We start from the raw sequence: 25,995 nt of genomic DNA, 5'->3' as shown, positions 1-25,995 counted from the left end.
ATTCAGTATAAGAAATTAAGGAACGATGACCTGGTCTACCACGTGTACTACGCCATTGTTAGCTACATTATCCGCGCGTATGATATGGATGGGCGTAATATTGCCATCGGCGGTGATGGTGAACCCGTCTGCCAGCACGCGGAAATGTCTTTCCCTTGCTGACTGAAGGTTGAACCAGGGAATCCCCCAGATCATACCACCTTTCATGGCAGCGGAAAAGACGGTATTAAGGTTGAAATAATAATCAAAGATGTGATGTATTTGCTCCGGGTCTACTTGCTTCAACGCGTTGGTATCAGCATATCCATATGTTCTGAAAGCCGCGTCCGTAGGGGCTAATACGGTCATTGTAGAATCAGCCAGGAACTGGCTTGCCTTCCTTACCTGGTCTACAGGGTCTGGCATGGCCAGGTACCCATCCACACCCAGGATACGCAGCGTAGCAGCAAACATGGTCAGGTCCGGCGCGTTGTTGATAAAATCAGTCATGGTTCCGGTAGGTGGAAGCGCTACCCTATTAATCTTATGGATAATGCCATCGCCTGCCGGAATATTGCCTTGTACCACTGCAATCCCATTTATAAAGATGCCATAGTAATTCTTGGTGACCAACGGCTGATAACGTGGATGCTGGCAGTGTACATACTGGGAATAGAAACCTACCAGGTTATCACTCCCTAATTTCCCCTGCACAATGTGATATTGTACGATGCCTGCCAGCGTTGCAGGCGCCATGCTGCCGATCTTTTCCGTGGTAAGGCCGGCTGCCTGCATGGCGGAATCCAGTGGGGCAAATAAGGTATAAGGACCTGCGGTGGCAAAAGTAGAATCGTTCAGCATTCCCGCCCGCTGGCATGCGGCCCGGAACAAGGTAAGCTGTGGATCTGTGTTTACATATTCAAATAAAGTTGGCTTGGCCGTTACCACCAGCGCATGATCGTCTTTGTTACAGGCGGTCAGCATTCCCACAAAAACGGCAAGCAAAATGTATATCTTTCTCATTGCAATATTGATTGGATCTTAAACAATACACCGTTCTTAGCCGGCATGTCTGCATTGACCTGCGTGGGATTATAAATAACATTATCGTAGAAGATGCCGGCCCCGTTGAACGTAATGCTGTTGTATCCCGTGGCTGTTCCACCTACGGCCACGTTTTTGCCATTCTGCATAACGATGCTGCCGGTAGCCGCGGCGGCGCGGTATAGGTCGCGCTGGAAATAACGGCCCTGCAGGAAGTGGCCTTTGAGCAACGTGGCCAATGCAGCGGGATCTGCCTGCAGTATACCGTTAATGGAAGTAAGGTCCATCCCCGGTACTGAACTGTTCTTAAACGCATCATTTACTGGCGCCAGGACCGTGTACACTGTATTGCCGGCAAGCACCTGCTCCAGGCCGGCCCTTTGCAGCGCGGCAACGAACATGGTGAGCGCCGGTTCATTGCGCATCATATCCAGCACGGTATTATACTGTTCAGGGTTCATGATCCCATCTATGCCATTTACGTTCCCATTGGAGGCATAATTATCTATGATGCTTACCTGCTCTCCGTTTACCGTGATCATGGTATCACCGTTTTCCAGGTATTTTTCCAGGTGCAATGGGCCGCCGTTCAGGGTTTGCATGGCTGTATCTGTACCCAGCGGCAATGCGCGTAAAGACACCGAACCGGGTACAATGTGGTATTGCATAATATCCCGTAACCGTTGCTGCGTAAAAAATTGCCACATATAAGAACTCACGCCTTGCACATTAAAGTGCAACCAAGCGGCATTGGTGGGCGCAAACATGGTATAAGGTCCTTGCTGTGTCATGGTATCCTGCATGGCGCTGAACTGCAATGCCGAACTTGTAAAACTAAACGTGTAGTTGTCTTCCAGCACAAAGCGAATACGCGCTTCATAGCCGGGGTCCTGCGGCGCAGGTCTATTATCGTCTTTCTTACAACTGGCCATGGCCGCACATACCAGCAGTAAAGGAAAAATTCTGTTCATCAGGTATAACTTGATTTAGTGAATCGGGTAAAAAAGCTTATCAACCTTGTACAACGCACCATAGGGCGTTACAAAGTTCCGGGTGGCCGTCCTGGCGTTATCATCGTGGGGAATGGTGATGGTCATGTTATGCCAGGTCATGCTGGCCACACCATCATTTGCCGAGAACTGCAGCCCGTCTTTCAGGTGCATGTTAAAGCCGTCGAAGATGTAGTTGCTGGATATTGCCCAGAAAATATTATATACCCCATTGTTAATCGCAGGCGTGGTCAGATCGCCATACAGGACCATTACCGGGAAAGCGGTATTCTTATAGGCCAGCGAATAATTATACAACATCATGCGGCCTACCAGGGTATCAAGCGGCGTTTGGTTAAACGTCAGGAAGTCATCGGTGTAGCCATAATGCGCCCCGCTTTTTGCAAATTGTACCAGGTCTTCGTGATCGTGAAAGCCGGCCGCTTTGAATGCCGCATTGGTAGGCGCAAATAAGGTGGGAAAATACCCGCGTGACAGGGGATTCATCTGGTGGGAAAGCCAATAAGCATTCTGCAACAGCGAATCGGACAGCGCATCCCCGAAGGTGTTATTAAAATAATCCACCCGGATGCTGTCATTTACCGCAAGGGCTTCGCGGTACATGCTCAGATCTGGCTCCTGGTCAATAATATCTAGCAGGAAATCCTGGCGGATGGTACTCAACACCTTGCCAACCGGGAAGATGTAACCATTGGATGCACTGATACGCTCACCGGCAGCCGGCACTGTAAAACCATTGAAAAAGAAGTCGCCTGCTTTTAGCACATACAGGAAATAGTTGTTAACCGTATAACCGGTAGCCTGGTTAAAGCTGGTATCGCTCCGCAGCGTGGCCACTTTTATACTTACAGCCGGCCCCTGCATCGCGGTTTCGTCCATAGCGGCCGTGGCAATATGATACGTGATCAACTTATTCAAAGAATCTTCGGGCAGGGTATTGAGCACCTGCTCCGTGTAACCGGCGGCCATCAAAGCAGAATCCGTAGGTGCAAAAATGGTGTACCCACGGCCGGAGTCCACGAGATGGGCCAATCCCAAACGGGTGAATGCTTTATTGAAAAGCTTAAGCGAAGGTGCGTTAGACAGGGCCGTTACCAGGCTTCCATCTTTAAACGGCTGGGAGTGGGAAGATACTATGTCTGAGTCGGAAGGCCGCAGGCAGGAAGTCCAGGCCACCAGCAGTAATAACACCGGTATATAATGAATACGTTTCATGCAATACATTGAATAAGATGATTATTTGTGGAGATATTCCGGTAAAGCCATCAGTTCATTGGTCCCTTGTACAATACCGTTGCGGCAAATGTGATCCGGATCATCAAAGGTTGCCTGGTCACCGTACTGGTAGGGATTGCCCCACCAAGGGTCCGTAGGATAGTTCAGAATATCGAAATAATTGAAGGGTGTAATGCCCACTTGTCCAGATAAAAATACCAGCATGTAGTCGTTGGTAATGATAATCGGCGGATTGGCCGCAGGCCCATAAAATCCGCTCAGCATAGGCGCATCCTTAAAATCGGTGGTAAAGAAAACGCCGGTGTGGATGATAGCATTGCCTACCAGCCATTTCTTATACTGTACGGTGTCCAGCGCCTCCACCGCCAGAGAATCCATGCCGTGTTTTCCATAAGCATCGTTCGTAGGTGCCACTAACACCATGGGCCCATTTACATCCAGGGAATCCCACAATCCAAAATGTTTCATAGCCCTTACAAACCAGGTATAGCGCGGGTTTCCCGCCAGGAATGCCTGCATGGACGGCGCCGGGGCCTTGATAATATGATCCATAGAATGGATCACGCCATTACTGGCCAGGATATTGGATCGCACTGCCGTGGCGCCATTGATATGCAGCACTGCGTTTCCATTTATGCTGGGAGCTTGTAGCTGGTAGGGCCCTGGAACAGGTACGGAAAAATACAGGGAGTCACCGTTCAGGTTATGATAGATATAATTGATGGTCTGTGGCACGCTGTCTGAACTGATGCTGCCCCTCAGGATCATATTTTGCAAGTAGGTGCGCAGTATACCGGCGTCCATGTGTTGCAGGCTGTCCGGTGCATAACCCGCCGCCTGGAAAACGTCATTGCCAGGCACCAGTAACGTGTACTTATTGTTGCCGGTGATCATAGAGTCAAGCCCTGCATGCTCCATCGCATTGTAAAACATGGAGAAGCTGGTATTGTTCTGCAGGATCTGCGCCAGGGAGCGCGATCCCGTTTGCTGCCCGGGCAGTACCGCATCGTCCTTTTTGATGCAGGCCTGCAACAGCGCTATGCCCAGCAGTATATAAAGCGTCTTTTTCATGGCTGTTTAGTTTTTAGGCAATTCGTTAAAACCGCGTTGGATCTGCATCATATACACGCGGTCGTACACCATCTCCATAATGTTCACCGTACTGTATGCCTGCCATTTGCTACCGGTATTTACCAGCAGGTTCAGGTTGGGTGTGTACAAGGGCGCAATGGTTACATAAGGATCGTAACGGTTAAACGTCCGGGGATCAGCACTGCAACGCAGGGTAAAATCCGGCGTCACATTATTGGCATCATGCAGGTTAAAGAATACATGTGGCAGGGTGCCATAGCCAAGGCTGCCGCCGCCGGCGGAAGTGAGCCCATTCATGTAACTGCGCACCGAATCCTGCAGGAAGAATGAAGATTGTGGCAGCATGGGCAGCGAAAGATAAGCGATCGAGGTATCCATACGGGTTTGCAGGGTGGTATAGTAAGCCTGGTTATAACCCGGGTAAGGAATGTAAGCAACGTTGCCCGCCTGGCCCATGTTACCTATATCATCGTAGATATTATAGGTGGCATAAATGGTGGTACGGTCGGAAAACCGGTTGGTAAAACCATACTTGGAAGTCAGCGGTTCTGCACCCGAAAGGTTTACAAAGCCTACATACAGTTTGTTCTCTTCAAACGCCTGGTGCGTAAATGCTTCTCTCCGGATATACAATCCATACTGACCATTATCCAGGTCGCGCGATACGGCTTCCATCGTATACACTTCTCCCGGCTGCAGGTCTACGACCGTATCGATCAGGACCCGCTGCCGGATGGCAACGGATAACTGGCTGAAATAAAGATTGCTCTTGGGGCGTGACACGAACAGGATACGGTGTTTGCCGGACGGCACAGCCGCCCAGGCGGAAAGATCAAATCCATTGATCGCCGGCGCCGTCAGTACATGGGCGTTACCCGGGTATTCCATGTTCACCGGGGTAAGGTCTACCTGTACGATCTGCCCCCTTTCATCCACCGTAGTATGCCCGATGGAGTTGTTGGCTTCATTGATCGGGTATGAAAGGCTGTACAGCTCCCGGGTAGCCATGAAGTCGCCTACAATGGCCCCGGTATCGGCCACCCCTTGTGCATCGGTATGCGGGTCCATCAAAAAAGTGAGGAAGGGATTGGGCTGGCCGGTATGCAGCGGATCTATTCCCTGGGGCATATCGTTGAACACGCGGATGTAGGCAGCCTTGGGCACCAAGGGCCCTTCTGCGTATTTCTTGCAGCCGGCCAGGATCATAACACCGCCCAGGATGACCGGTATAATATATTTTTTCATCGCTTAGTTATTGTGTTTGATTAAGACCATCCTTGCACTGGCTACATTGCCTACTAACGCGATCGTATACACGCCGCTTTCTACATTTGTGGTCGCCCCCCCGTCATACAATGCGGGATTAGCCACAAACCCTTTAGCAGTATTCAGCGGTGCTATGTTGGCCAGCAGCTGGCCGGGGATCTGTGGCAACGGGGCCGGCTGGGAGGCATACACCCGCACCAGCCTGGGCGCGTTCAACTGTTCCGGCGGTAGCAACCCACTGGTACCATTATACTCAGACCACGGTCCCATGAGGAACATGATAGCCGGGTTGCGGCTGGGCTGCACGCCGGACCGAAGGTTGATAAAGGCACTCGCGGGGCGTAGCGTATCTCCGTTGAGCACCATCGGCAAAAAGGACTGCTGGTCATTCAGGAAAGTAGCATAAGGCAGGTCCGGGCTCAGATTAAGGAAGCGCGTTTTGAGATGATACGGGTACCGCCGGATGTTATGCGCTCCATTGGTACCATCGTCCGGTATCGCCGCGTTATCGAAGTAAGCCTGTGAATAAACGCTACCGGTCATATCATTGGCCTCGAACAGTATATCCACTTTGTTATCCGGTGTAGTATAGGCCCAGATACAATAATTATCGTAAGGATATAAGTTGATGCTTTTCTTCGCTAATACACCGCCGGCAGCATCGGTTACCTCCACGGTATGGCTTCCCTGCACAAAGATGCTGTATGCCGGAGTGATGGCCTTATCCGGCGTACTGTTACCAACATAATCCAGCGTAACCCCGCTTAATGGCTGTCCGTCTACTTTAACGGTAACCTGCTTGCCCGCTACTGCGTTCACCGCCTGCATACGGGCATAAGTATAGTTGACACCCGGATCCTGCTCGGTGATCACGTGGTACACATTAAAGAGGCTGGTAGTGGCGTATTTCTGGCAATCCAACGTCCTGTACAGCGCAGGCGCCACTACAATGCTGTACACCCCGCCTGGCTTAAAAGTGCGCAACTGGTTGGCAATGCCCTGCTGGGAAGGCGGCACAGCCATGCAGGGATTATAAACAGGATATTCCGGCGCTTCGGCATATTGTTTTGTAATGTCAATACTGCCTCCTTTGCTATCGTACAGGCGGAAGAGAAAAGAGCCGTAATCCAGCGTGGCATAGGCAGAGCTGCTGCCCTGGGCAACATTGGTAAGCTCCTGCGCTACGGCCGTGCCGTCTGCAAACGTAAGGCTCACGGGGCCACCTATGTTATTCACATCTTTACCCAGGCCCAGGTTAATGATGCGTAGCTTAAACTGCTGTGCATTTGCCGGCGCCACATTATCGCGCCGCAGCATATGGATGGTACCGTCGCCCTGTACATAATAATCCCGCGGCGACAACACATCGTTTGTAATCACGGTATCCAGCACAAAGTACTTAGGCACCCCGGAAGTATTCTGGATGGGCGCACGGCTCCGGATCTGGAGGCGGATGCTGCCCGTTTTATCCAGCAGGCCATTGGGTACCGTAAATGGCGACCCGTTGTCTGCGCTTTCCCAGGCCCCGCTTGGAAAAAAGCTCAGGCCTAACTGCGTCCCCTGCTGGGGGCTGGTGTTGCCACTGGTGGAAGGATAAGCGGTGAGTGGCACGTTATTGATGGTCATATCCAGTTGGCCGTTGTAAAAATTGAACATGCGGATACTGGAGTTCGACTTATTGATCACATCCGTGAGGGGCAGCTTATTATCTGATTTATCTTTGGCACAACTGCTTAAGATGACCAGCACCAGCAGCAGTGCTATATTGCAGCGATTCATCATGTCTTAGAATAATTTATACGTGAGGCCCAGGGAATATTCTGTACCGCGGTTAAACTGGCGGTAGATGTAAGTGGTGCCATGGTATTTGCCATTGTTGCCCGGGTTGGTATACACCTGGCGGAAGTCCGGGTTCAGGATATTCTTTGCATACCCTCTTACCAGGAAACGCCTGCCCAGTTTTTGGCTGAACACCAGGTCCAGGATGGGCGCAGGCCGGTCGTACAGGTCGGGCGTACCATCCAGCTGCACCTGTATGAGACGGGCCCCCACCATGTTAAAGCTGGTGGTGATGGTGGTACCCGTCCTGGCATTGGCGTAATCGATGTAAGCATTGAAGGAATAAGGCGCCTGCTCAAAAACCGGGCTGGTGGCCGGCGCGCGGCGGTCATTGATACGCGCTGCATCCAGTCGCGCTGCATTTTTATCAATGGTACTTACATCAAAAAGGATATTGGCGCCCAAGAAAAAGTTATGCAACGGCCGGAACAGTTTACCCAGGTCACGGCGGGCTTCGAGCTCTACGCCGTACACGTGTCCCTTATTCACATCATTCTGATAAATGATGAGGGGGAACTCCGGTGCAGTAGACTGGTTACCCTGCGATTGGTACATAAATACACGCTGTAAAGGATGTTCAATGGTCTTGGCAAACACAGATGCTGCCAGTACTTCACCGGGGTTAGTGAACCATTCCCAGCGGAAGTCCATGCTGCGGGTAAGCTGGTTCTTTAGATCAGGATTACCACCTATTACGGCAAACTGGAAGGGATCAAACTCATAAATATTAGTCAGTTCCCGCAACTCCGGGCGGGCCAGGGAGGTGCTGTAAGCCAGGCGCAGGTTCATATTCTGCAAACCGGCATATACCATATTAAAGGAGTAGTAAGGCTTATAGTCTTCAACATACCGTGTATCAGGCTTGCTGGTGCTGTAACTGGCCGATTCATTTTTCAAGCCGGTAATGGCACTCAGGCTGGCCGGCACGTATACATTGGCAGTATCCACATGCGCGCTGATGTCCGTACTCTCAAAACGCACCCCGCCAATCAAGCGCAGGTCTTTTGTAAGCTTGGTATCCACCATGCCATAAAACGCGCGGGTTTCATAACTGCCCTTGTAGTTATTGGGCGCCTTGCGGATCTGGTAGAGGAAACCACCAACGCGGGGCTGGCCCTCGTTATCATACCCGGAAGGATTCTGCAAACCAATATAGGTGGGCGATACCAGCTTGTTGATGTCCCCTCCTACCGCGTTGAGGATACCAAGATCGCCCCCTCCCAGCGTGGTGCCGGGCAGGCCCAGGATATTTTCCGAGAAAGTGCGGTCGCGCTTCAGATAATTACCACCAAACTTAAAGGTTTGTTTTTGCTGGCCAATGCGCAGGCTTTCTGTAATATCCACTTTGGCGTTGTAGTTATTCTCCACCAGCTCGCGGAACTGGCGGCCGTTGGGGTCTGCCACGATCACTTGCCCGTTATCACCTCCCACGCCGTGTACCAGGCCGGCCACAAATGCATAAGTGTCTGTGCCAATGCCTACCCCATCCGGATCTGCATAGCGCACCGTATGCAGGTTAGCCAGGTCACTGGAGCGGAAATCGGGATCGGTTTGCTTACTGCGGGATGTGCTGAGATTGTAGCTGATCTTGGGCGACCAGGAGGTGTTAAAAGGCTGGTGTTCCCCCTGCAGGTTGTAAGTATCAAAGCTGCGGTGTGTCATGCGCAGCTGGTTGATCACGTTGTACACCGGATATGCCAGGCCGGTGTTCTGCCAGGCGCCGGTAAGGTTACTGGCTTCCGATTCCGCGCCGCGGGTGCCTACAAACTGGCCCTGTATCTCGTTACGTGCATTAAAGCGGTATGTAAGTCCTGCCAGGCCGCCATAGTTCAGTGTTTTACGGCCGGTATTCTCCCGGTAGCTCAGGTATTTGCCCAAGCGTGGATAATCTGGCGTTGTAAAGTTAGCGATGTGTAACGGTGAGTAGATAGCGGTGTTGCCAGTTACCACACCTTGGTAAAGACTGTACTGGTTGCGTTCCGCGTTATAAATATCTTCAGTGCGCTGGTAATAGTTGGCATTGAGCACCACCCCCAGTGCGCGGTCATGCCGCAGGTGATACGTGTTTCCCAGCGAAACGGTGTATACCTGGTTAGGATCCGCCTTCTGGTAAGAGGTGGCCAGCACGGGATCAAAGCCCTGCATGATGTTGCTTACGCGCTGCGCTTCGGCTGCCAGTGCAGGATTGTTGCGGCTTTGGATAAACATATCCTGGATTTGCACCAGGCCGCCCGGATATTGTTTCGCCAGGTTGGTAAAATCTTTGGAGAGCGCATGGTCTTTGACCTTCTGCCCGAAAAAGCCAATATCGCCATTATAAAAACTATTATACTTACCCCCCCAATCCGATGTTGGAGTTATAACCTACCTGCGCGGTAAACTCCACGATCATGCTCTCGGGGATGGATTTTGTTTTCAGTTCAATGATGCCCGCGGAGGCATCTGCCGGGCGGTCGGGGCTCAGTGTTTTATATACCGTGATATTGTCCAGCAATGCCGCTGGCACCAGGTCCAGTGGTACCGCACTACGGTCCGGGTTAGAGGATGAAAGGCGCGCGCCATTCAGTTCCGCGATCACCGAACGGTCGCCCAGACCGCGAATGGCCACGTATTTATCGTCCGTGATCGTAACGCCGGTCACGCGTTGCAACGCCTGCGTGGTGTTAAGGCTCGCGGTCTTTTCCATGTTCTGTGCGGAAATACCGTCAGACACCACAGCGGCGTTGCGGCGTTCATTGAGCAGGCTTACTTCATTGCCGACGCGCTTGCGGGCGTCCACCCGTACTTCCTGCAGCGCGGTGGAAGAAGATTGTAAATACACGTTCAATGTTTGGGTAGCGTGCTCGCGGATAGCAACATGTTGCTTCTTTGATACAAAGCCCACGTAGCGTACTTCCATCTCGTACTCCCCAGCGGGTACCGAAGCGTTGAAATGGCCATTGCCATCCGTGGTGAACGGTTTCCCGTTAAGAAGGATCACTGCGCCGGGCAGCGCTTCTTTCCGGCTGGCGTCGTAGACCGTTCCCGCTAGGACGCCTTCCGCTGGGGGGCGTTTCACCGTTAAAATGCGGTCTTTGGAAATGCTCGCACTCAGGCCGGTACCGGCCAATATACGGTCCAGTGCCGTTTCAACGGGCACGTTGTTCAGGTTCAGGGAAATGTTACGATCCGGCAGCAGGTCTGCATTATAAGCGATGCCCAAAGCGGCCTGTTTTACAACGGCAGCCAGTGCAGCTTTAATGGTCATGGTGTTATTCAGCGTAATACCTGCACGGGCCTGTTGCGGCTTTGCGGCATCCTGGCTGTAAGCTGCTGCCAGTGGCCCGCCAGTGAGGTAGGCGCATAGCAATAGCCTATGAAACAATCTTGTACATTTCAATTTCATGGTATCAATATTTCAGAAAATAAATGCGAGGAAACCCGTGTAGGTTATGGCTGCAGCGGTTGCAGTATAATCGTTCCGTTTACGTTCACATGTTGCAGTTCCAGCGAGTTGCAGATCACATCCAGCACTGCAGGCAGCGGTGCATGTTTATATTGTAAGGTTAAATGTATGTCCTCCAGGGAGGCGTTTTCCAGGCGGATGTTGGCATGATAGATCTGTTGTAATTCCAGTACAACTTCCTTGAGCGGGGTGCTTTCAAAATGCAGGTCGCCATCCATCCAGCTCAGGAAATTATCTACATTGGCATGCGTGTATTCAATCAATGGCCCTTCCCGCGGTACCAGTGCAGCTTTACCGGCACTCAACAACAACCTGGCCGTACGGACGCCCTGCAATGCAATGAGGCCTTCTTTTACGGCTACCATCACGGCGGTATCGCCCTTGTTCTCTGACACATTGAAGCTGGTACCCAGCACCGTGACAGCAGCATTGCCTGCGCGTACGATGAACGGATGATCCGCATCTTTCGTCACTTCAAAAAAGGCCTCGCCCTGCAATGCAATTTCCCGGCTGTGGCCAGTAGTGAAACGATTGGTATAGGTCAGGATAGAATTTTCATTGAGGTGAATGCGCGATCCGTCGGGCATGCGCAACAGCTTGGATTCGCCGGCACGGGTATACACGATGGTCTCCTTAATGGGATGCAACACATTGTACATGGGGTTATTGTTCCAGAACGCGGACAAGCCGACCATCACCAGCACAGCAGCCGCGGCGCTGATAGCGTATAATCGCTTCCGGGAAATGCGTTTCAAAGCGGGTGCAGTAGCCGCTTGCAGGCGGCCGCGCACGCGATCCGTCGCCTGTTGAACTTCTTCCCGGGACAATTGCAGGCTGTTTTCCGGCTTTACTTCCCGGAACCAGGCCTCAAAGCGGGCGTCCGCTTCGGGATGCTCCGCCCCTTGCAGGTACTGTTCCATCAATTGTTTCAGGCGATCTTTCTCTTGCTGGTCCATCAGGGAAATAAGGTGTTGCTGCTAATAAGATGCAGATTTAAAGCGGTAGTACTACGTGCGGGGAAATTATTTTTCGAGGAAGAAAAAAATAAAGGGTAACAAACTGAAAAAGAAGTAAGTAATATGTTTTAATTCGCGGCGTAACACAGACAATGCTTTGGTGAGCTGGTTTTTCACCGTTTGTTCCGCCACATCCAGCTGGGAGGCTATTTCTTTGATGCTGAGGTCTTGTTCGCGGCTGAGGATAAAGATCTCCCGGCATTTTTCCGGCAGGCTATTAATAATGCCCTGCAACTGTGTTTCCATTTCCCGCGCGGCGATGATTGCATCGGAAGCCCCGCCAGCACTCACTTCCAGGGCTAACATCTCGTCAATGAAAGGTTGGGTATTTCTAGCACTGCGCAAGTATTGGAGGATCTCGTTGCGCATCATGCGGAAGAGGTAGGCCCCCACGTGGGTCTGGATGTCCAGCTGTGCGCGCTTTTCCCACAGGCGTATAAATACATCGTGCACCAGTTCTTCGGCCACCTCGCGGGAGTGAAGTTTGCCGGCGGCGAATACGAACAGCGGCCCTGCATATTTATTATACAGCGCCTCATACGAAGGATGATGATGGGCTTTCATCCCCGCAACCAGGGCCAGGTCGTTCTCCGCAAAACCCGTTTTCATGCGCAGCGATTAGTTTGTGCCTGTAAAACTATCTTTCTGCGCGCAAGAATGCATGTGGGGAGGCATTAACGTATTGTTACGTTTTTGTGAACAAAAATCGGGAGGTGCCTTTTCGCCGGGTAATTTACCGTAGCACCCTATGGTGTCAGATCGGAATATTTGGCTTTACGGGAGGCATCAAAAACATGGACCATGCCCATTAGAAACTGGAGCATGATCCTGAATCAATTTTTAACTATTTTCGATGGACGGGTGAAAATCTAACCGATCCTGCTTACCTCGATTTTTGAACTTACACTTCCTGAAATAGCCCCGAAGATTCATTGAAAATCAGCTATTTGAATATATTTTTAGCCCATTATTAACTATTAACATGCTGTACTATTAAAGGCCAATGCATGTTTAATTTTCGAGACTTTGACCCCATTCCTGACTTGATGAACTGTAGCATTATTTTATCTTAATAAAGTATATTCCTTTAATATCTTCGGCGTTATACAGATCTCTAATAGAATCTCCTTCCAGGCAAATTCGGGTTTCATTATCATAACTGAAGCAGTTTACTAACAATGTGTTCTGCAGCAGCAATACCGCGTTTCCTATTTTTCTATTTAATAAACTGGAATGCAGTATAAAGTTATAAGTACTATCTACAGCGATCCTTACCAAATTATCACCGTGATTTCCCCCCCTTTTTGACACTATTTTATAAATCGAATCTGCCTTACGTGCATAAATCAGGTAATACGAGTTAATTGAATCTACTTTATAGACTGTATAGCCCTTCCTCTCCTCCCTGCGATAATTTTGAGCATTCGCCATATTAGAGCTTGAGCCCGCGAATAATAAGACTGCTGTAATTAGACTATATTTCATGGCCATCATGCTTTATTTGCAGTTACGTCACTATTATAACAGGTGGCTGATTTGCTGCCTCTATAGAATCCAGCCCTGTTAGCATTTTGATAAGAACCTGCAGGTAACACATTTCCTTTTGTATCATATGCGGTTTCAAATATAGGACCAGCTTGTGGCATTCGGCTGTGTGAGCGGCTGTATAAACCGACCCAGGCGTGACCGATACACCTGATACAATCTAAACACTGCTTTACATGGTGTTGTAGGCGCTTAGTTATTGCCGCCAGTCGTTTGCGGTGGCGATTAAAACGACTTCGATCAATGAGGTTGATAAACTGATCAGCATAGTCAGTTTTCAACTTACTCCAAAGTAGATTTTTTCGATGAGGTTTTTCATGGCCCGGCTCTCGATGCACAGTTCAGCGTACATCTTCTTCAGCTCAGCATGTTCCGCTTCCAGATCCTTCATCCGCTTAACATCAGCGCCTCCATGCCACCGTACTTCGACTTCCAGTTATAAAAAGTGGCTTCGCTTATTCCAAGGTCCCGGGCAATATCCTTAACCGAAATGCCACCTTCCTACTGTTTGATGGCTGTCACGATCTGACTTTCTGTAAACTGCTTGCGTTTCATAATTCAAGTTTAAAGTTAACAATTCATTCAATTGGTAACTCTAATTCTTGTGGCCAGAGCCCTGGGAAGCTTACAGGTCCGGCTACCCATTTGCAGCTTTGTCTTAAAAGTGGAGCAATACGCGGATTAGTTTTTACATCTGTTTGCGCCTGTACATTTCGTCAGACAACCAGGCAAAACAAAGCAATCAAAAGGGATAATCATTTCATGATACAGGAGATACTCCGGGATTTATGCGCGGGTTAAATTCGTAAACAGTCATTTGTTTATCAAATAACTCAATGCATTGCAAAAAAAATTAGTAACTTAAACGAATGAAGGGTAAAAACTATCAACCAATGGCATTAGTTATGGATACATAAAAAAATATTTTTGAAATTAAAAAATGGAAAAGAGATTACTATTTTCTACAAGAAGAATCACGAAATAACTTATACAGTTTCGCTTACTTTTCGAAACAATATGTTTAAGCTTCATTCTTATTACTTGGATGGGAACAACGTTTTAAGTGAAGAAAATTACAAAGACGAATCCTTAATAGAAGTCTCAGATTTTAATCAGTTTATTGACCTTATAATTGCAAAATTTCCTGGTATAGAAGCTACAATCTAGGAGAACCATCATTTCCAATGCACCAAGAAAAAAAACAACTATTTTTTGGGGGCCACAGGATATACGGTAATCAAGTTACCGGCATTATCAGTAATTATTTGCATCCATGAAGTGGCTACCCCACCTTGTTTCAATGCAGAAGTTCCTACGTTTTCACCAACATTCACTGTCCTCACATATTGTCCATTTGATATAGGTGTCGCGGGAGATGCCGCAACGTCTTGCCTTTTTAAGATATCCAGCAATTCGCCAGGTTCAATAGTAAAGACTGATCTACTTTGTGCTACAGGACGATCAAAATGCTGATCAAGTACATGCTCCCAGCCCGCAGAAACCGGATTTCCTGTAGGCTCTCTTAATGGGGTAGTTCTGGTTCGGCCGTTAGCAACATTTATTCTGGACTGAACACGGCCAGGGACGTTAACATTTGGCTCTCCTACAACAATATCTGCGGCAGGAACATTTGCTGCCGGAAAAAAACTACTATATGTTATTTGTTCTAGGGCAAAAAACAACCTTCACCTTATAGCAGAAAAAGGAAGAACCACGAGACGAGGTGCGCCACTCGGAACCACTATTCTGTTGGCAAATGTGCAGTACAGTTACGACGGCTAAGAGTTTTTCATAAAAAATATTTTGCGCAGCATTTACGTAGTTGCAAAATAAAGAATAACTGAAAGCATATGAAACCCAGTAAAAATGCAGCCTGCCCTTGTGGAAGTGGTAAGCTATATAAAAGATGTTGCTTACTCACGGGAGGCATCATCCTCACAAAAACGAGCGGTTACAAGAAGTTCAACAAACACTTAAACCGGTATGAAACAAATCTTGACCACCACTACTTTACTTTTGATTATAGGGGTTGCGACTTCCTTGACTCAAAACTGCCTTCCCTACATACATAGACTTAAACTGGAAGCTGGAGGCACATTGGGCTTTGACAATGATCACTTTATTGGAAATATTCATCCAATAGTAAATTCGGATTATTCGATTATTGGAGATGCAAGAACCAAAGAAGAACTTGCCGTTCCTCCTGAAGAGGAAAATACAACTTCTATCTATAAAATACAAGATTGCGGTAAACAGACAATACACGATTTCTGGTTCACCCATTCAAACCAAGACTTGCTTACAGGTAAATCAATCTCCGAGCTACAAGTAAAGGATGTAAGCAACAATCCTACAAAATAGAAATCAGTGATTTTCTCAGTTGATCAAAAAAGCGAAGTTCCTCTATATTCTCTGACAATAAACGGATTTTTAGAATATTCATCTGCGATCTTTTTCAAAATTTCAGCCTCCGTTGTCACAAAATCAATATTTAGGTGAGCTGAAACTTTAATAATTAACGGCACTTTTACATGTGAAATATTTAAATCGCAATAAAATCTGTTCGGTTTTCCAGTCACAGCATATGGATAAGAAATTAATTCCTTTGTATATGACAAAAGATCATTCGTTGAAAAAATAAGAGCGCCTCTGAATGAGTTTGGAACCCCGTTTGCTTTGAACAACTCTCTAAGTCTTGACAGACTACTTCCATTATTAGGGAACCATTCACTATCCTCATACTCATGATTCACTATCCAATTTGACCCATCGTCTAATGAGATAACGATCTCTTTGAATAATCCTTCATAGAATTTCAAAAAATCATCCAATCCGATTTCTTTTCCATCATAGCCTCCTGGCAACTGGAACGAAATTCCAAACCAGCCACTGGCAGCATTCTCACTATCCTGCAAAAAATCGTTAAAATATTGTCTGTTGTAAGGAAGAATGTATTTACCGCTTTTTTGGAAACTTATCATAATTTTAGGTTTATATATTAAGGCGCTGCAAGCGCACCAGCAAGAGACAGACCTCCGGTTTCAGGTGCGGCCAAAACTGCACCGCCCCATTTGATAACCTCCCATACGCCTACTACAACGACTGTCACAACCGTAGCGGTTTTAACTACAGTAGACGCTTGAGGGTAAACAGTATCATAATCCTTCCCTCCATTCTTTTGAACATCCCAATGTGGAGCATGAGTACCTTTATGGTCGTCAGGAACCCACACGTCCCCCTTTTTGTCAATCCATCCCATACCTCTTGATGTGCGTACTTTCCTAGCTCCGCTTTTGGGTGCCTTATACCCGTACTTTTCATCAGGAGGATTGTCCTTCATATTCTGCAACGTTTGCTGATTCTTTTCAGTATCTCGTCCAGATTTTTTGCCTCCCTCATCTGTTGACAATCCGAACAGAGGTTTTAAATCCCTAAATATATCATCCCTTTGATAGGAACCATTTCCCGGGGACAATCCACTGTTGTCAATAAAAGATAGTCCTGAAATTTTTGATCCTTCAGAAAGGTTATTATCGCTGGCATCATTCGACTTTGTGCCAGAGATAATGTCAAAAGATGACATTCCATCGGGATCAACCTTTGTGACCGCATTATCACTTCCATAGTTATAAGGCGACCATCTGTGGTCCTGTTCTGCTTTTGGGTCTATGCTTGTCCATCGACCAATAGCAGGATCGTAGAATCTTGCGCCATAATCATACCAATCAAGGCCGGTTTTACTAATAAACTCATGATACTGTAATTCTTTCCCGTTGTAAAGAAAGTTATTCTCCCGTTTATTCAACGCACGAGAACTGATCCCTGTCATTGTCAACCCAAATGGATAATAATGGTTCTCCTCCGTCAGAGGTCCGCTATTATGCTTCACTACTAAGTTATCAAAATAAACATCTTGCCCGCTTTCATTACTGGTGTATACATACAAAAATCCTGTACTTTTCACAATCAGTTGGTCAGAAGCAAGCACTTGTAAGTTATCAGGATTGGCCTGCAACTGCTTTACACCGCTGTTATCCTGTAAATTAAATCTATCATCGAACATTACAAAATTCAAATATGCTTTAGGCTTCAAAGCATAATTGGGGTCACTATGCGTTAATTGATTATACAAACTACTGTCAAATGCCACGGAGATAGGCGAATTGGAACCCGTACCAGCATGCCCGCCATCGCTTACGTTGCCGCTCAGGAAGGCTAACGCCAACGAGGAAAGCATTTGTCCAACGCCAGCCGTACCGCCGGTACCGCCTGTTGACTTATAAAATGCATGTACGCCTGCTTGTACTGTATCCCCTGCCATCACCCTTAACACAAGGGATGGTCCTATCTTCTGTCCATTTACACCGTTCAACTTTGCCACGTATTGATTAGGGTTAGTCGTATTGTCTACTGGGTACCCTGCAGGCAGTGCCGTCCTAGTATTTTCAATATTACTAAACAATGCATCTTCCGTAGCGGCATTGGCACTTTCCATCGTGGCAGCATATTGAGCCGTATCACGCTTTTCAGTAAGCACCATCCGTATGCTGCCAAGGTAATCTTTGACAAAGTAATCATAGCTGTATTGAAGCGGCTTTCCTGCGCTATAAGTGGCTCTAATTTGTCCCTCACCATGAGCAACCGTTTGCAGGCTATCGTTTCGGTAAATAATACCCGGCATGTAATCAAGCCTGGTCTGCAACATTGGCGTCTGAGAGCTATCCTTTACAATTTTGCGCAACTTCTGTCCGTTGGCATCATATACAAACTGGATAATACCCTTTCCTTCTACTACAATGCTATCCGGCATGTTCATATAATTGTACCGGATAGATTTGATCGATTTGTTCAGATCCTGCACCATGTTCCCGCAGCTGTCGTACTGGTAGTCATCCCCGGCATGCCTGTCCGTAAAATCTCCTAACCCAGTATCCTGGCTGCCGGTACTGTCGGTCACTGAAAGCAATTTGTTACTATTGGGTTTATAAGAATAAGCCAGTCTGTCCACCTGGATAATGCTGTTTCCACTTATCCCAGCCTGTTGCATATGCCCAATATTCCCATTGGCGTCATATAGCACATTACTCATTGAAAAGTCAACCTTATCTTTCTTAAATGAATCTCCTGGTGTATTCTGTTGAGAGAATGCCGCATTAACAACGCGCCCAGATTGGTCGTATCCGTAGTCATATTTCCTGGGTATGCCATCTCCACGTGACTTCCACTCCACACCTGAAATGTTCCCATTATATTGGGGAGTGGCAAACCCGTTGTCAAAACCAATTAATTGCCCAAACCAATTTGACGTATTGCCATCCGTAGTTACATAGTCTTTGTTAATAGAAGTAAGCCAACCTCTTATATTATAAGTGTATGCAAGGCTCTCCTGCTGGCCACCATTCGCAACTCCTAATAATTTCTGTGCAGGACGCCCCAAGGCATCATACTCATTTTGAGAAACCACCCGGTCCAATGCACTGTTGTTATTTAGACGCTGGCGCAAACTGGTTAGCCTGCCATGTGTATCGTAGCTCATCATGGTCAGTAACTTTACAGACGGCACAGTAGGCGCATGGGCGTTGGAGTGATCTAAATAAGTGCTTAAAACTTTGCCACTAAAATTGTACAAGCTGGTAACATTGTCTTCTCCACTTCCGATGTTATCGGCCTGCTTCTGGATTTCCAGCCCCTTATCATCGTAAAAATGCGTGGTAACAAGCCATTGGTTGCTATTTAGCACCCTTGCCTTCTGCACAGTCATTTGTCCCATGGGCAGGCGTTGTTGTGATTGAGTTACTGCATTTGTATTGTTTCCCGCATCAGTAAAGCTTGCATAACTACCCGTGTAAGTTTTGGCACCGGGTACAGCGTAACTATCGTAATATGTGAAAGTCAACGGCAGGTATCCGCTTATATTTGGCAACGGGTTGGTAGCCAATACTCTTTCTGTGGTACCGCCTGTAGTTGGATCAATATAGGCAAGAATCTCTGCGCCGTCTTCAGTAGTAAACTCATCCTGGAAAGTAATAGATTGGGAAGCCAGGTAGCTTTGTACGCCGGTATTACGGGTTGACACCACCAAATCTGCCACACCAGGAAGTGTGTAACTTATGATCTTAGTAGTCTCTACTCCATTCATTTGGCTCTGCAAGGAATCCCTGGTAGCATTGGAAGGATAAAGAGCCGTCATGTCCGGCCTGTTGAGGTTATCATAGAACGTGACCAGCCACTCTCGGGTGGGCGCTTTCGCCGCCTGGTTGGCATCCTGAGAGAATACCAACCTGTCTAAATTATCATATATCATTTGTACGGTACCTGCACCAGGTACTTTTTTGGCGATCATCCGTTCCTTTCCATCATATTGGTATTGATAACAAAGCTCTTTTGCGATATCTGCCGTAAGCGTCCAGTTTGAGTGGATCTGCTCAACCGCCAGCGGCGGAATCACCACCCTTAACCGGTTAAGATAGTCGTAAATATAATAGGTACATAACCATCCGCTATGGCCGGTAGTTAGTGTCACTCCAGTCGCTAGTTGTATTTTTTTCAAAACAACATTACCTTGTTTATCCTTATAGATGATTTGTTGTTGCCCCTGTTCGTCCGTCGTTAGCTGTCTAAAAAGGGTGCCTGCTGCGTAGGTGGTAGTACTAGCAGGTAACACTAGCTGATCATCATTGATGTCCCAGCGACGAACGCTGTCTGATGCAGTATTCACAAGTGCCGCATTCTGTACACCACGGCCTGCACCGGTCCATGACGCCCCCGGTGCCTGTGTTTGTAATACCCGGTTTGAGGAAATCATCCTCAAGCTGCGGGCGCTGGGATTGAAGATGTACAAACAACAATTAACGAAAATCTTTAGCCGTCCCTTTTATTGCGGCATTATCAATCATGCCTTACTGGAAGGAAAAGTTGTGGAAGGAAATCACCCAAGGCTAATTAGCCCGGACTTATTTATTAAGATCAATAATCTTCGCAGGGAAAATACGGGGTTAGGCGTACCCCACCTGCGCGAAAATGATAATCTCCCATTGAAGGTATTTGTTAGATGCGCCGCTTGCAACGAACCATTTACCGGATACATTGTAAAGGCCAAGAAACTTTACTATTATAAATGTAGAACCATAGGTTGCAAATGCAACAAGAGTGCTCTTCAGCTTCATGATGCATTCAAGCGGGAGCTGGATCGGCTAAAGGTAGCGCCGGAGTTCATGCCCGCTATTCTGGAAAAACTATTTGCCAGGTTCTCGGACGAAAGCCGGGAAGATCAACAGAACGTAAAGCTATTAACTGCGCAGCTTTCAGAAGTCCAGGGGAAGATTGACAAGATAGAGGAAAAGTTCTTTATACAGGAGAGTATGAGCAAGGAGGCCTTCGAGAAATTTCACCAGCGACTAACCGCCGAGAAGGCCAATATTGCCAAACAGCTATCGCAATGTCAAAATTCCATTTCGAACCTTGATTTTATGCTTGAAGAAGCAATAAAGCTTTGCTCAAAACTCGCTACAGTATGGACTTCCGGAGGAATCAAAATGAAAGAGCAACTGCAAAAAGTCGTTTTTCCGGAAGGAATTGTCTATGATCAGAAAATTGGGGCATTTCGAACTCCAAAAATTAATTCCGTATTCCTAGAAATCGCGCTATCAGCGCGGTTTCTAGCGCAAAACGAAAAAGGGACAAATCATGCTAGTGATGATTTGTCCCTTTTAGCGGACCGGACGGGACTCGAACCCGCGACCTCCGCCGTGACAGGGCGGCATTCTAACCGACTGAACTACCGATCCATTCCCTTTAAATGCGTTAGCGCTTATCGGGGGTGCAAATATAGTAACAAAAATTCCACACGCGCAAATTTTCGCCTCAATAATTTCAAAAAAACTTCAAAACCAGCCACCAGTAAGTGTTACAGCAATTTCAAATGATAAAATACATTGTCCGGCACCATGCGCGGAAAGCTCTCTGGCAACGCTTCCACCGCAATCCGCTCAAACCCGTTACGCTCATAAAAACGATGGGCCGCCTTCAATAATTCCACCGTCCCAAGGTACACATCCCTGATCCCCAATTCCCTGCAGCGCGCCAGCAATACTTCCAATAACACCGTAGCAATACCCAGCTCCTTCCCCCGGTATTCCTTCGCCACAAACATTTTCCGGATCGTGGCAATAGGCCCTTCAGACACCTTCAACGCAATAGTGCCCACCAGGCGCCCATCTGTCTCTACACCCCAAAAACCGCCACCATCGCGGTAATAGAAGCCATCAATATTGACCAGGTCCGGCTGCCCCTCCAGTGAAATGGGCACACCAAATTCTAATTGCTGTATCGGCAGGATCAGGTTGATCACCTGTGCACTGTCCGCATCATGTAATGCACTTACTATCATTTTTCCAAGCTTTAAAAAGGCATTACAAATATATGTAGTTAACTACATAAATTGAAAACTTATTTTTTCACGACAAGAAAAAACCGCTGCTCCCCGGAGAACGCAGCGGCTTTATATGGTGGGTGGCTTGCATCAAAGTAACAGCGTATCTATCCGGTGCGCCTGCACCATCTCCAGCCTGGGCGACCAGGAAAACACCGTAAAATACCCATCCTGCGATGCCACCAGCGCCAGTGCATCATGCTGGTCATGCACAAACTGCGCAGCGGAAAAATGACGGGTACCTCCCAGCGCTGATGCCAGCACCTCCACGGAATGCCCATCTACCACGGGTTCGGAGAACATTACCTTTTCCACGATCGTAGAATAAGGAGAGCGCGTGATCTTGGCGCCAAACGCCAGCAGCTCCATATTTTCATTGATCAGCGTAGCACCATCCACTGCCGTAAGCCCGCTCAGGTTTTCCACTTCCCGGCGGATGGCATTCTGCCAGAACAATTCGCTCACCAGCGTATTGTCCTTGCGGATCAGTTCTGCAATACCACCAAATGCAGGCGCCACCTGGTATTGCAGGGGATGGATAATGCTATCCTTCCAGCGCCTGCTTTGCGAAGGCACCACCAGCAGCGCGCCCCCGTGCTTATGTGCACGCATGGACACCGCCATCTGGATAAGCACATTCACCGTATTATTCCACAGCGGCGATGCATCTATACCCAGCAACGCCGTTAGTATAGCTGGCGTATCGGGCTGCAGGCCACTGTCTTCATCAATCACTTTTACCTGGTCGCCTTTAAGCACCGCTACGTTGGTGAACTTTCCCAACCCGGTAATACGGCGATGTTTGATCACCAGCAATCCAGGCTCTGAAACATCCACCACAAAGCAAAGATTGGGCACCGCGGTAGTTGTGCCCCACACCACCAGTTCCCCGTCCTGCTCCCATACACCCACATGGATGCCGGCCCGCTCCACACCGGGCGCCAGCTTGGCCAGCATCTTGGCATTGAAGGGTAAGGGATGTTCAAAGATCAGCGGGTTACTGGTCTGCACCGGGCGCATAAAGGCCAGGGAAATACGGGTGGCATTCCCCTCTTCCCTGCTCAAACTGGCCCAGAAGGCCGTGTCCACGATCTTCTCTATGGTGCAGGAATTAGGCACGGTGGCCACGCAATCTTCCCTGGCATCCTGCGCCAAACGCCGGTGTTTTAAAAAATGTGCTTCTATCTGTTCGGCTACCTGCCTGGCTGCCTGATAAGTGGGTGCATACATAATCTCCATAATTCCATTCGTTTCAATTGTTGTTGCTAAATCCTGTCGCTCCGGAAACGGTGCCGGTCTGTAAAGTCTTCATATACAAATTTAACGTCTTTTCGGGGAATAAGTGAACAAGTCTGTCCGTGATGATAACAACTTGTTTTTCATAGGATTACATTAGATCAGGGCTTAACTACTGGACTACATCAATAAAAAATTGTGGACTACCTTACTAGTCCAACAATTTTCCATCTTTGCGGTACAACACAATCTCCATGACACGCTATCAACCGCTTGCTATCTTCCTGCTCCGCATCGCTACCGCGGCCAATTTCCTTTCCGCTGTGGCGGGCCGCCTGGGTTTCTGGGACGGCAGCCCAATGCACACCGCATGGCAGGGCTTTGTACAATATACCGGCCAGGTAAATTCCTATGCGCCGGCATCCATCGTTCCCTTCCTGGCGCTGGCGGCCACTATGATAGAAGTGATCATCGCCCTGTTACTGATCATTGGCTACAAGACCCGCTGGGCGGCACTTGCTGGCTCCACCCTTACTTTCATTTTCTTTGTCAGCATGAGTATTTCCTTTGGTACGCAACAGCCCATGAATTACTCCGTGCTGGTGGATTGTACGTCCGCCCTGCTGCTGGCCGCCATGCCGGCTTACCGCTGGAGTGTGGATGAAAAACTAGCTCAAAAAATATAGTATATGCAGGCTAATAAATTATGGGTAGTACTCGCCTTTGCCACGGTGTACCTGGTCTGGGGCTCCACTTATTTCTTCATTCAAATGGGTATACAGGGCTTTCCTCCCTTACTGCTGGGTGCATTGCGCTTCCTGGCAGCGGGATCGCTCCTGCTGGGATGGTGCGCCATAAAAGGAGAGCGCATCTGGCAATGGCAACACGTGAAGCACGCCGCGGTAAGCGGTAGCCTGATGTTGTTTGTGGCACTGGGACTGGTCATGTGGGCAGAACAAAGCCTACCCAGTGGCGTAGTGGCCATCCTGGTCTCTTCCTCCCCACTCTGGTTTGTACTGCTGGATCGCGCAAAGTGGCAACAAAACCTGCGCAACAGGGCCACCATCCTGGGTTTGCTCACCGGATTTGCCGGCGTGGCCTTACTGTTTGGAGAGCAGTTGCTCCATGATGTAAAGCAGGTACAAATACTTCCCATGCTCCTGCTCCTGGTTAGCACAATTGCATGGTCTGCCGGGTCACTGTATTCAAAATATAAACTTACCGGTGGTGCTGCACCGGTGAATACGGCCTGGCAAATGCTGGCCGCGGCCGTGCTCTTTGTACCTTGTGCATGGCTGCACGGCGACGTACAACAACTGCACTGGGCGCAAATACCCGTGGCCGCCTGGTCTGCCTTGATCTACCTGATCGTGTTTGGATCCATCGCTGCTTTCAGCGCTTACGTTTGGCTGCTGCAGGTAAGGCCTGCCACGCAGGTAAGCACTTACGCTTATGTAAATCCTGTGATCGCGGTGCTACTGGGGCTTTTCTTCGGGCACGAGCCTATATCCCTGTTACAGATGGGCGGGCTGCTGGTCATCCTCACCAGTGTATTGCTGCTCAACCTGCAAAAATACCGCGCGCTGAAACCTGCGCCCAAATTGGGTTTCATCTGAACATATAAACCAGGGAAAGATCCACTACAGGTGACCGGTAAGAACAGGTACTTTAGTAACAGCAATTGATGGCTGCCAGGGAAAGATCCACTACAGGTGACCGGTAAGAACAGGGGCCCGATAAGGTCCGCAGCATCCTTCCTCCTGCATATTCCGTAAGGACTGGAACGTCCGCCGCATACTGTTGCAAATATGCTAACGGAAGGAATAATAAATGGAAATATTGCCATACTCGTGGCTATAGCCATGCTTCAGTAACGCCGTGGAAGTATTCTGCATGTAAGACAAACCGAAGGCACCCAGGCTGATCACGCCGCCATAATTAAGCCCATACACCAGCTTTTGAATGCCGGCCCGGGGCCGGTTCACGGTTAAGGTCTTGTATTCATCTTCAGGATCCTGCGCTTTCAGTTGCCCGTCCAGCAGGCTATTGTTGATCACCCACTGCACTTCCGGCCGGAAAACAATGTAGGCCTGTAACACCCGCGGGCGGCGGCTTTTAGCTGGCCGTACATCACTGAACTGCTGAATGTATCCCTTGTAATAATTATGCATTTTGCCAATCCTTAGTAATGGGTATAAAGACAGGCCACTGAACATGGTACCTGCACTGGCCTGCGTGCCACCGCTCAGCTCCACGTGCGGGCCCCATTGCGCCAGCTGTTTTTCAAACCGCATATTCAGGTTTACCAGGAATTTGTTTTCCAGCTGGTGCGACCATCCGTGCGGGCGCTCAAAACGGAACAGGCGATGGATGAACCGCTGGGAAGCCTCTCCCCCGGCTGCGGGGCCGCGCACACCGAGGATCAGCTCTGAGAAAATAGCGTAATGTTTTACAGGATTGAATGCATACACGGAGTGGGTGGCATACAGGGCGGCGGAATACGCGTAGTCATCGGGGCGGTAATCGTAATCGGTAAGACTGTCCGGGGTAAACATCAATTGCGTGGCAGACCAGCCGTAGGTTTGCACGCTTTCTTTGCCTGCCTTGGGCGCCCACCGGTCCAGGAAAAAGTGATCGGGATGGTCTTTCGTGTAGAACAGGTCCAGGCGGAAACCGTTGGTATAGGCCTGGTCTGTGGGCAGGAAACGGATATTGAGCCCATCGTTGTCATCGTAAAGCCGCAGCATCTTGTTCAGATCCTGCCCCTGCAACCGGGGCACGGCTGCCAGGAAATATAAGAGCAAAAAGAATAATTTTTTTTTCACGTCCGGTCTTTTTGAGTCATTTGCCATTCGG

20 protein-coding genes, 1 tRNA gene and 3 pseudogenes are annotated in these 25,995 nt (G+C 48.6%); 5 read left to right on the top strand and 19 right to left on the bottom strand.

Features of this window, described 5'->3' with window-relative positions; translation table 11 throughout:
* Positions 1–15 precede the first annotated feature (15 nt).
* The 13 genes and pseudogenes from DCC81_RS08110 to DCC81_RS25360 form a co-directional block, all read right to left on the bottom strand.
* Positions 16–1,002, bottom strand: a complete 987-nt coding sequence (locus DCC81_RS08110) for a fasciclin domain-containing protein (protein WP_108686038.1) — start codon at positions 1,000–1,002, stop codon at positions 16–18.
* A complete protein-coding gene (locus DCC81_RS08105) occupies positions 999–1,994 on the bottom strand; it encodes a fasciclin domain-containing protein (RefSeq protein ID WP_108686037.1) in 996 nt (331 codons plus the stop codon). The genes DCC81_RS08110 and DCC81_RS08105 overlap by 4 nt, the downstream gene beginning before the upstream one ends.
* A gap of 15 nt (positions 1,995–2,009) precedes the next feature.
* The gene (locus tag DCC81_RS08100) at positions 2,010–3,248 is read right to left on the bottom strand and encodes a fasciclin domain-containing protein (RefSeq protein WP_165806484.1); all 1,239 of its coding nucleotides are present in this window, start codon (positions 3,246–3,248) and stop codon (positions 2,010–2,012) included.
* 21 nt (positions 3,249–3,269) lie between these two features.
* Entirely contained in the window at positions 3,270–4,340 is a 1,071-nt protein-coding gene (locus tag DCC81_RS08095; protein ID WP_108686035.1) for a fasciclin domain-containing protein, read from the bottom strand.
* A 6-nt stretch (positions 4,341–4,346) separates the two neighbouring features.
* Positions 4,347–5,606 (bottom strand): hypothetical protein, encoded by a 1,260-nt coding sequence (locus DCC81_RS08090; protein ID WP_108686034.1) that lies wholly within the window; start codon positions 5,604–5,606, stop codon positions 4,347–4,349.
* Between the two features lie 3 nt (positions 5,607–5,609).
* Positions 5,610–7,409: a DUF4397 domain-containing protein gene (locus tag DCC81_RS08085; RefSeq protein ID WP_108686033.1), complete on the bottom strand. Its 1,800-nt coding sequence runs from the start codon at positions 7,407–7,409 to the stop codon at positions 5,610–5,612.
* Between the two features lie 3 nt (positions 7,410–7,412).
* Positions 7,413–9,674, bottom strand: coding sequence for a TonB-dependent receptor domain-containing protein (locus DCC81_RS08080; RefSeq protein WP_133177607.1), 2,262 nt, complete (start codon positions 9,672–9,674; stop codon positions 7,413–7,415).
* Between the two features lie 124 nt (positions 9,675–9,798).
* Positions 9,799–10,851 carry a carboxypeptidase-like regulatory domain-containing protein gene (locus DCC81_RS08075; RefSeq protein WP_108686031.1) on the bottom strand — a complete coding sequence of 351 codons (1,053 nt, stop codon included), beginning with the start codon at positions 10,849–10,851 and terminating at the stop codon, positions 9,799–9,801.
* A gap of 44 nt (positions 10,852–10,895) precedes the next feature.
* Positions 10,896–11,867 (bottom strand): FecR domain-containing protein, encoded by a 972-nt coding sequence (locus DCC81_RS08070; RefSeq protein ID WP_108686030.1) that lies wholly within the window; start codon positions 11,865–11,867, stop codon positions 10,896–10,898.
* 66 nt (positions 11,868–11,933) lie between these two features.
* Positions 11,934–12,536: an RNA polymerase sigma factor gene (locus tag DCC81_RS08065; RefSeq protein ID WP_108686029.1), complete on the bottom strand. Its 603-nt coding sequence runs from the start codon at positions 12,534–12,536 to the stop codon at positions 11,934–11,936.
* Between the two features lie 1,094 nt (positions 12,537–13,630).
* Positions 13,631–13,774 (bottom strand): annotated as a pseudogene (locus tag DCC81_RS26130) (IS982 family transposase); the annotation flags it as partial.
* A pseudogene (locus DCC81_RS25820) lies at positions 13,771–14,027 on the bottom strand (transposase); the annotation flags it as partial. The pseudogenes DCC81_RS26130 and DCC81_RS25820, both read right to left, overlap by 4 nt.
* A gap of 650 nt (positions 14,028–14,677) precedes the next feature.
* Positions 14,678–15,154, bottom strand: a complete 477-nt coding sequence (locus DCC81_RS25360) for a hypothetical protein (protein ID WP_133177605.1) — start codon at positions 15,152–15,154, stop codon at positions 14,678–14,680.
* A 168-nt stretch (positions 15,155–15,322) separates the two neighbouring features.
* Between DCC81_RS25360 and DCC81_RS26040 the strand changes: the two genes are divergently transcribed.
* Both DCC81_RS26040 and DCC81_RS25530 read left to right on the top strand, forming a co-directional pair.
* Positions 15,323–15,544, top strand: coding sequence for a YecA family protein (locus tag DCC81_RS26040; RefSeq protein WP_108686026.1), 222 nt, complete (start codon positions 15,323–15,325; stop codon positions 15,542–15,544).
* Complete coding sequence (locus DCC81_RS25530) at positions 15,456–15,833, top strand: hypothetical protein (RefSeq protein ID WP_165806483.1); 378 nt, start codon at positions 15,456–15,458, stop codon at positions 15,831–15,833. The genes DCC81_RS26040 and DCC81_RS25530 overlap by 89 nt, the downstream gene beginning before the upstream one ends.
* A 23-nt stretch (positions 15,834–15,856) precedes the next feature.
* Here the strand turns inward: DCC81_RS25530 and DCC81_RS08040 are convergent, their stop codons facing one another.
* Positions 15,857–16,453, bottom strand: coding sequence for a hypothetical protein (locus DCC81_RS08040; protein ID WP_108686025.1), 597 nt, complete (start codon positions 16,451–16,453; stop codon positions 15,857–15,859).
* Positions 16,454–16,470: 17 nt separating this feature from the next.
* Positions 16,471–20,313: an RHS repeat-associated core domain-containing protein gene (locus tag DCC81_RS08035; protein WP_205686272.1), complete on the bottom strand. Its 3,843-nt coding sequence runs from the start codon at positions 20,311–20,313 to the stop codon at positions 16,471–16,473.
* On the opposite strand from DCC81_RS08035, the pseudogene DCC81_RS26035 reads away from it, so the two are divergent.
* Positions 20,306–20,401: pseudogene (locus DCC81_RS26035) on the top strand (hypothetical protein); the annotation flags it as partial. The gene DCC81_RS08035 and the pseudogene DCC81_RS26035 sit on opposite strands and share 8 nt — an antisense overlap.
* 784 nt (positions 20,402–21,185) lie before the next feature.
* Here the strand turns inward: DCC81_RS26035 and DCC81_RS08025 are convergent.
* From DCC81_RS08025 to DCC81_RS08015, 3 genes are all read right to left on the bottom strand, one after another.
* Positions 21,186–21,259: transfer RNA gene (locus DCC81_RS08025), tRNA-Asp, on the bottom strand.
* A 119-nt stretch (positions 21,260–21,378) separates the two neighbouring features.
* Positions 21,379–21,861 carry a GNAT family N-acetyltransferase gene (locus DCC81_RS08020; protein ID WP_108686024.1) on the bottom strand — a complete coding sequence of 161 codons (483 nt, stop codon included), beginning with the start codon at positions 21,859–21,861 and terminating at the stop codon, positions 21,379–21,381.
* A 132-nt stretch (positions 21,862–21,993) separates the two neighbouring features.
* A complete protein-coding gene (locus DCC81_RS08015; RefSeq protein WP_205686271.1) occupies positions 21,994–23,142 on the bottom strand; it encodes a putative sensor domain DACNV-containing protein in 1,149 nt (382 codons plus the stop codon).
* A gap of 251 nt (positions 23,143–23,393) precedes the next feature.
* Between DCC81_RS08015 and DCC81_RS08010 the strand changes: the two genes are divergently transcribed.
* Both DCC81_RS08010 and DCC81_RS08005 read left to right on the top strand, forming a co-directional pair.
* A complete protein-coding gene (locus DCC81_RS08010) occupies positions 23,394–23,825 on the top strand; it encodes a DoxX family protein (RefSeq protein ID WP_108686023.1) in 432 nt (143 codons plus the stop codon).
* A gap of 3 nt (positions 23,826–23,828) precedes the next feature.
* Positions 23,829–24,755, top strand: coding sequence for an EamA family transporter (locus tag DCC81_RS08005; RefSeq protein ID WP_108686022.1), 927 nt, complete (start codon positions 23,829–23,831; stop codon positions 24,753–24,755).
* Between the two features lie 195 nt (positions 24,756–24,950).
* Here the strand turns inward: DCC81_RS08005 and DCC81_RS08000 are convergent, their stop codons facing one another.
* Positions 24,951–25,964, bottom strand: a complete 1,014-nt coding sequence (locus tag DCC81_RS08000; RefSeq protein ID WP_165806482.1) for a lipid A deacylase LpxR family protein — start codon at positions 25,962–25,964, stop codon at positions 24,951–24,953.
* Positions 25,965–25,995 lie beyond the last annotated feature (31 nt).

The sequence above is a fragment of the Chitinophaga parva genome (assembly GCF_003071345.1).
GTDB classification, from domain to species: domain Bacteria; phylum Bacteroidota; class Bacteroidia; order Chitinophagales; family Chitinophagaceae; genus Chitinophaga; species Chitinophaga parva.
Note: the sequence above shows the minus strand (reverse complement) of the source record. Positions and strands in the feature narration are given on the sequence as shown.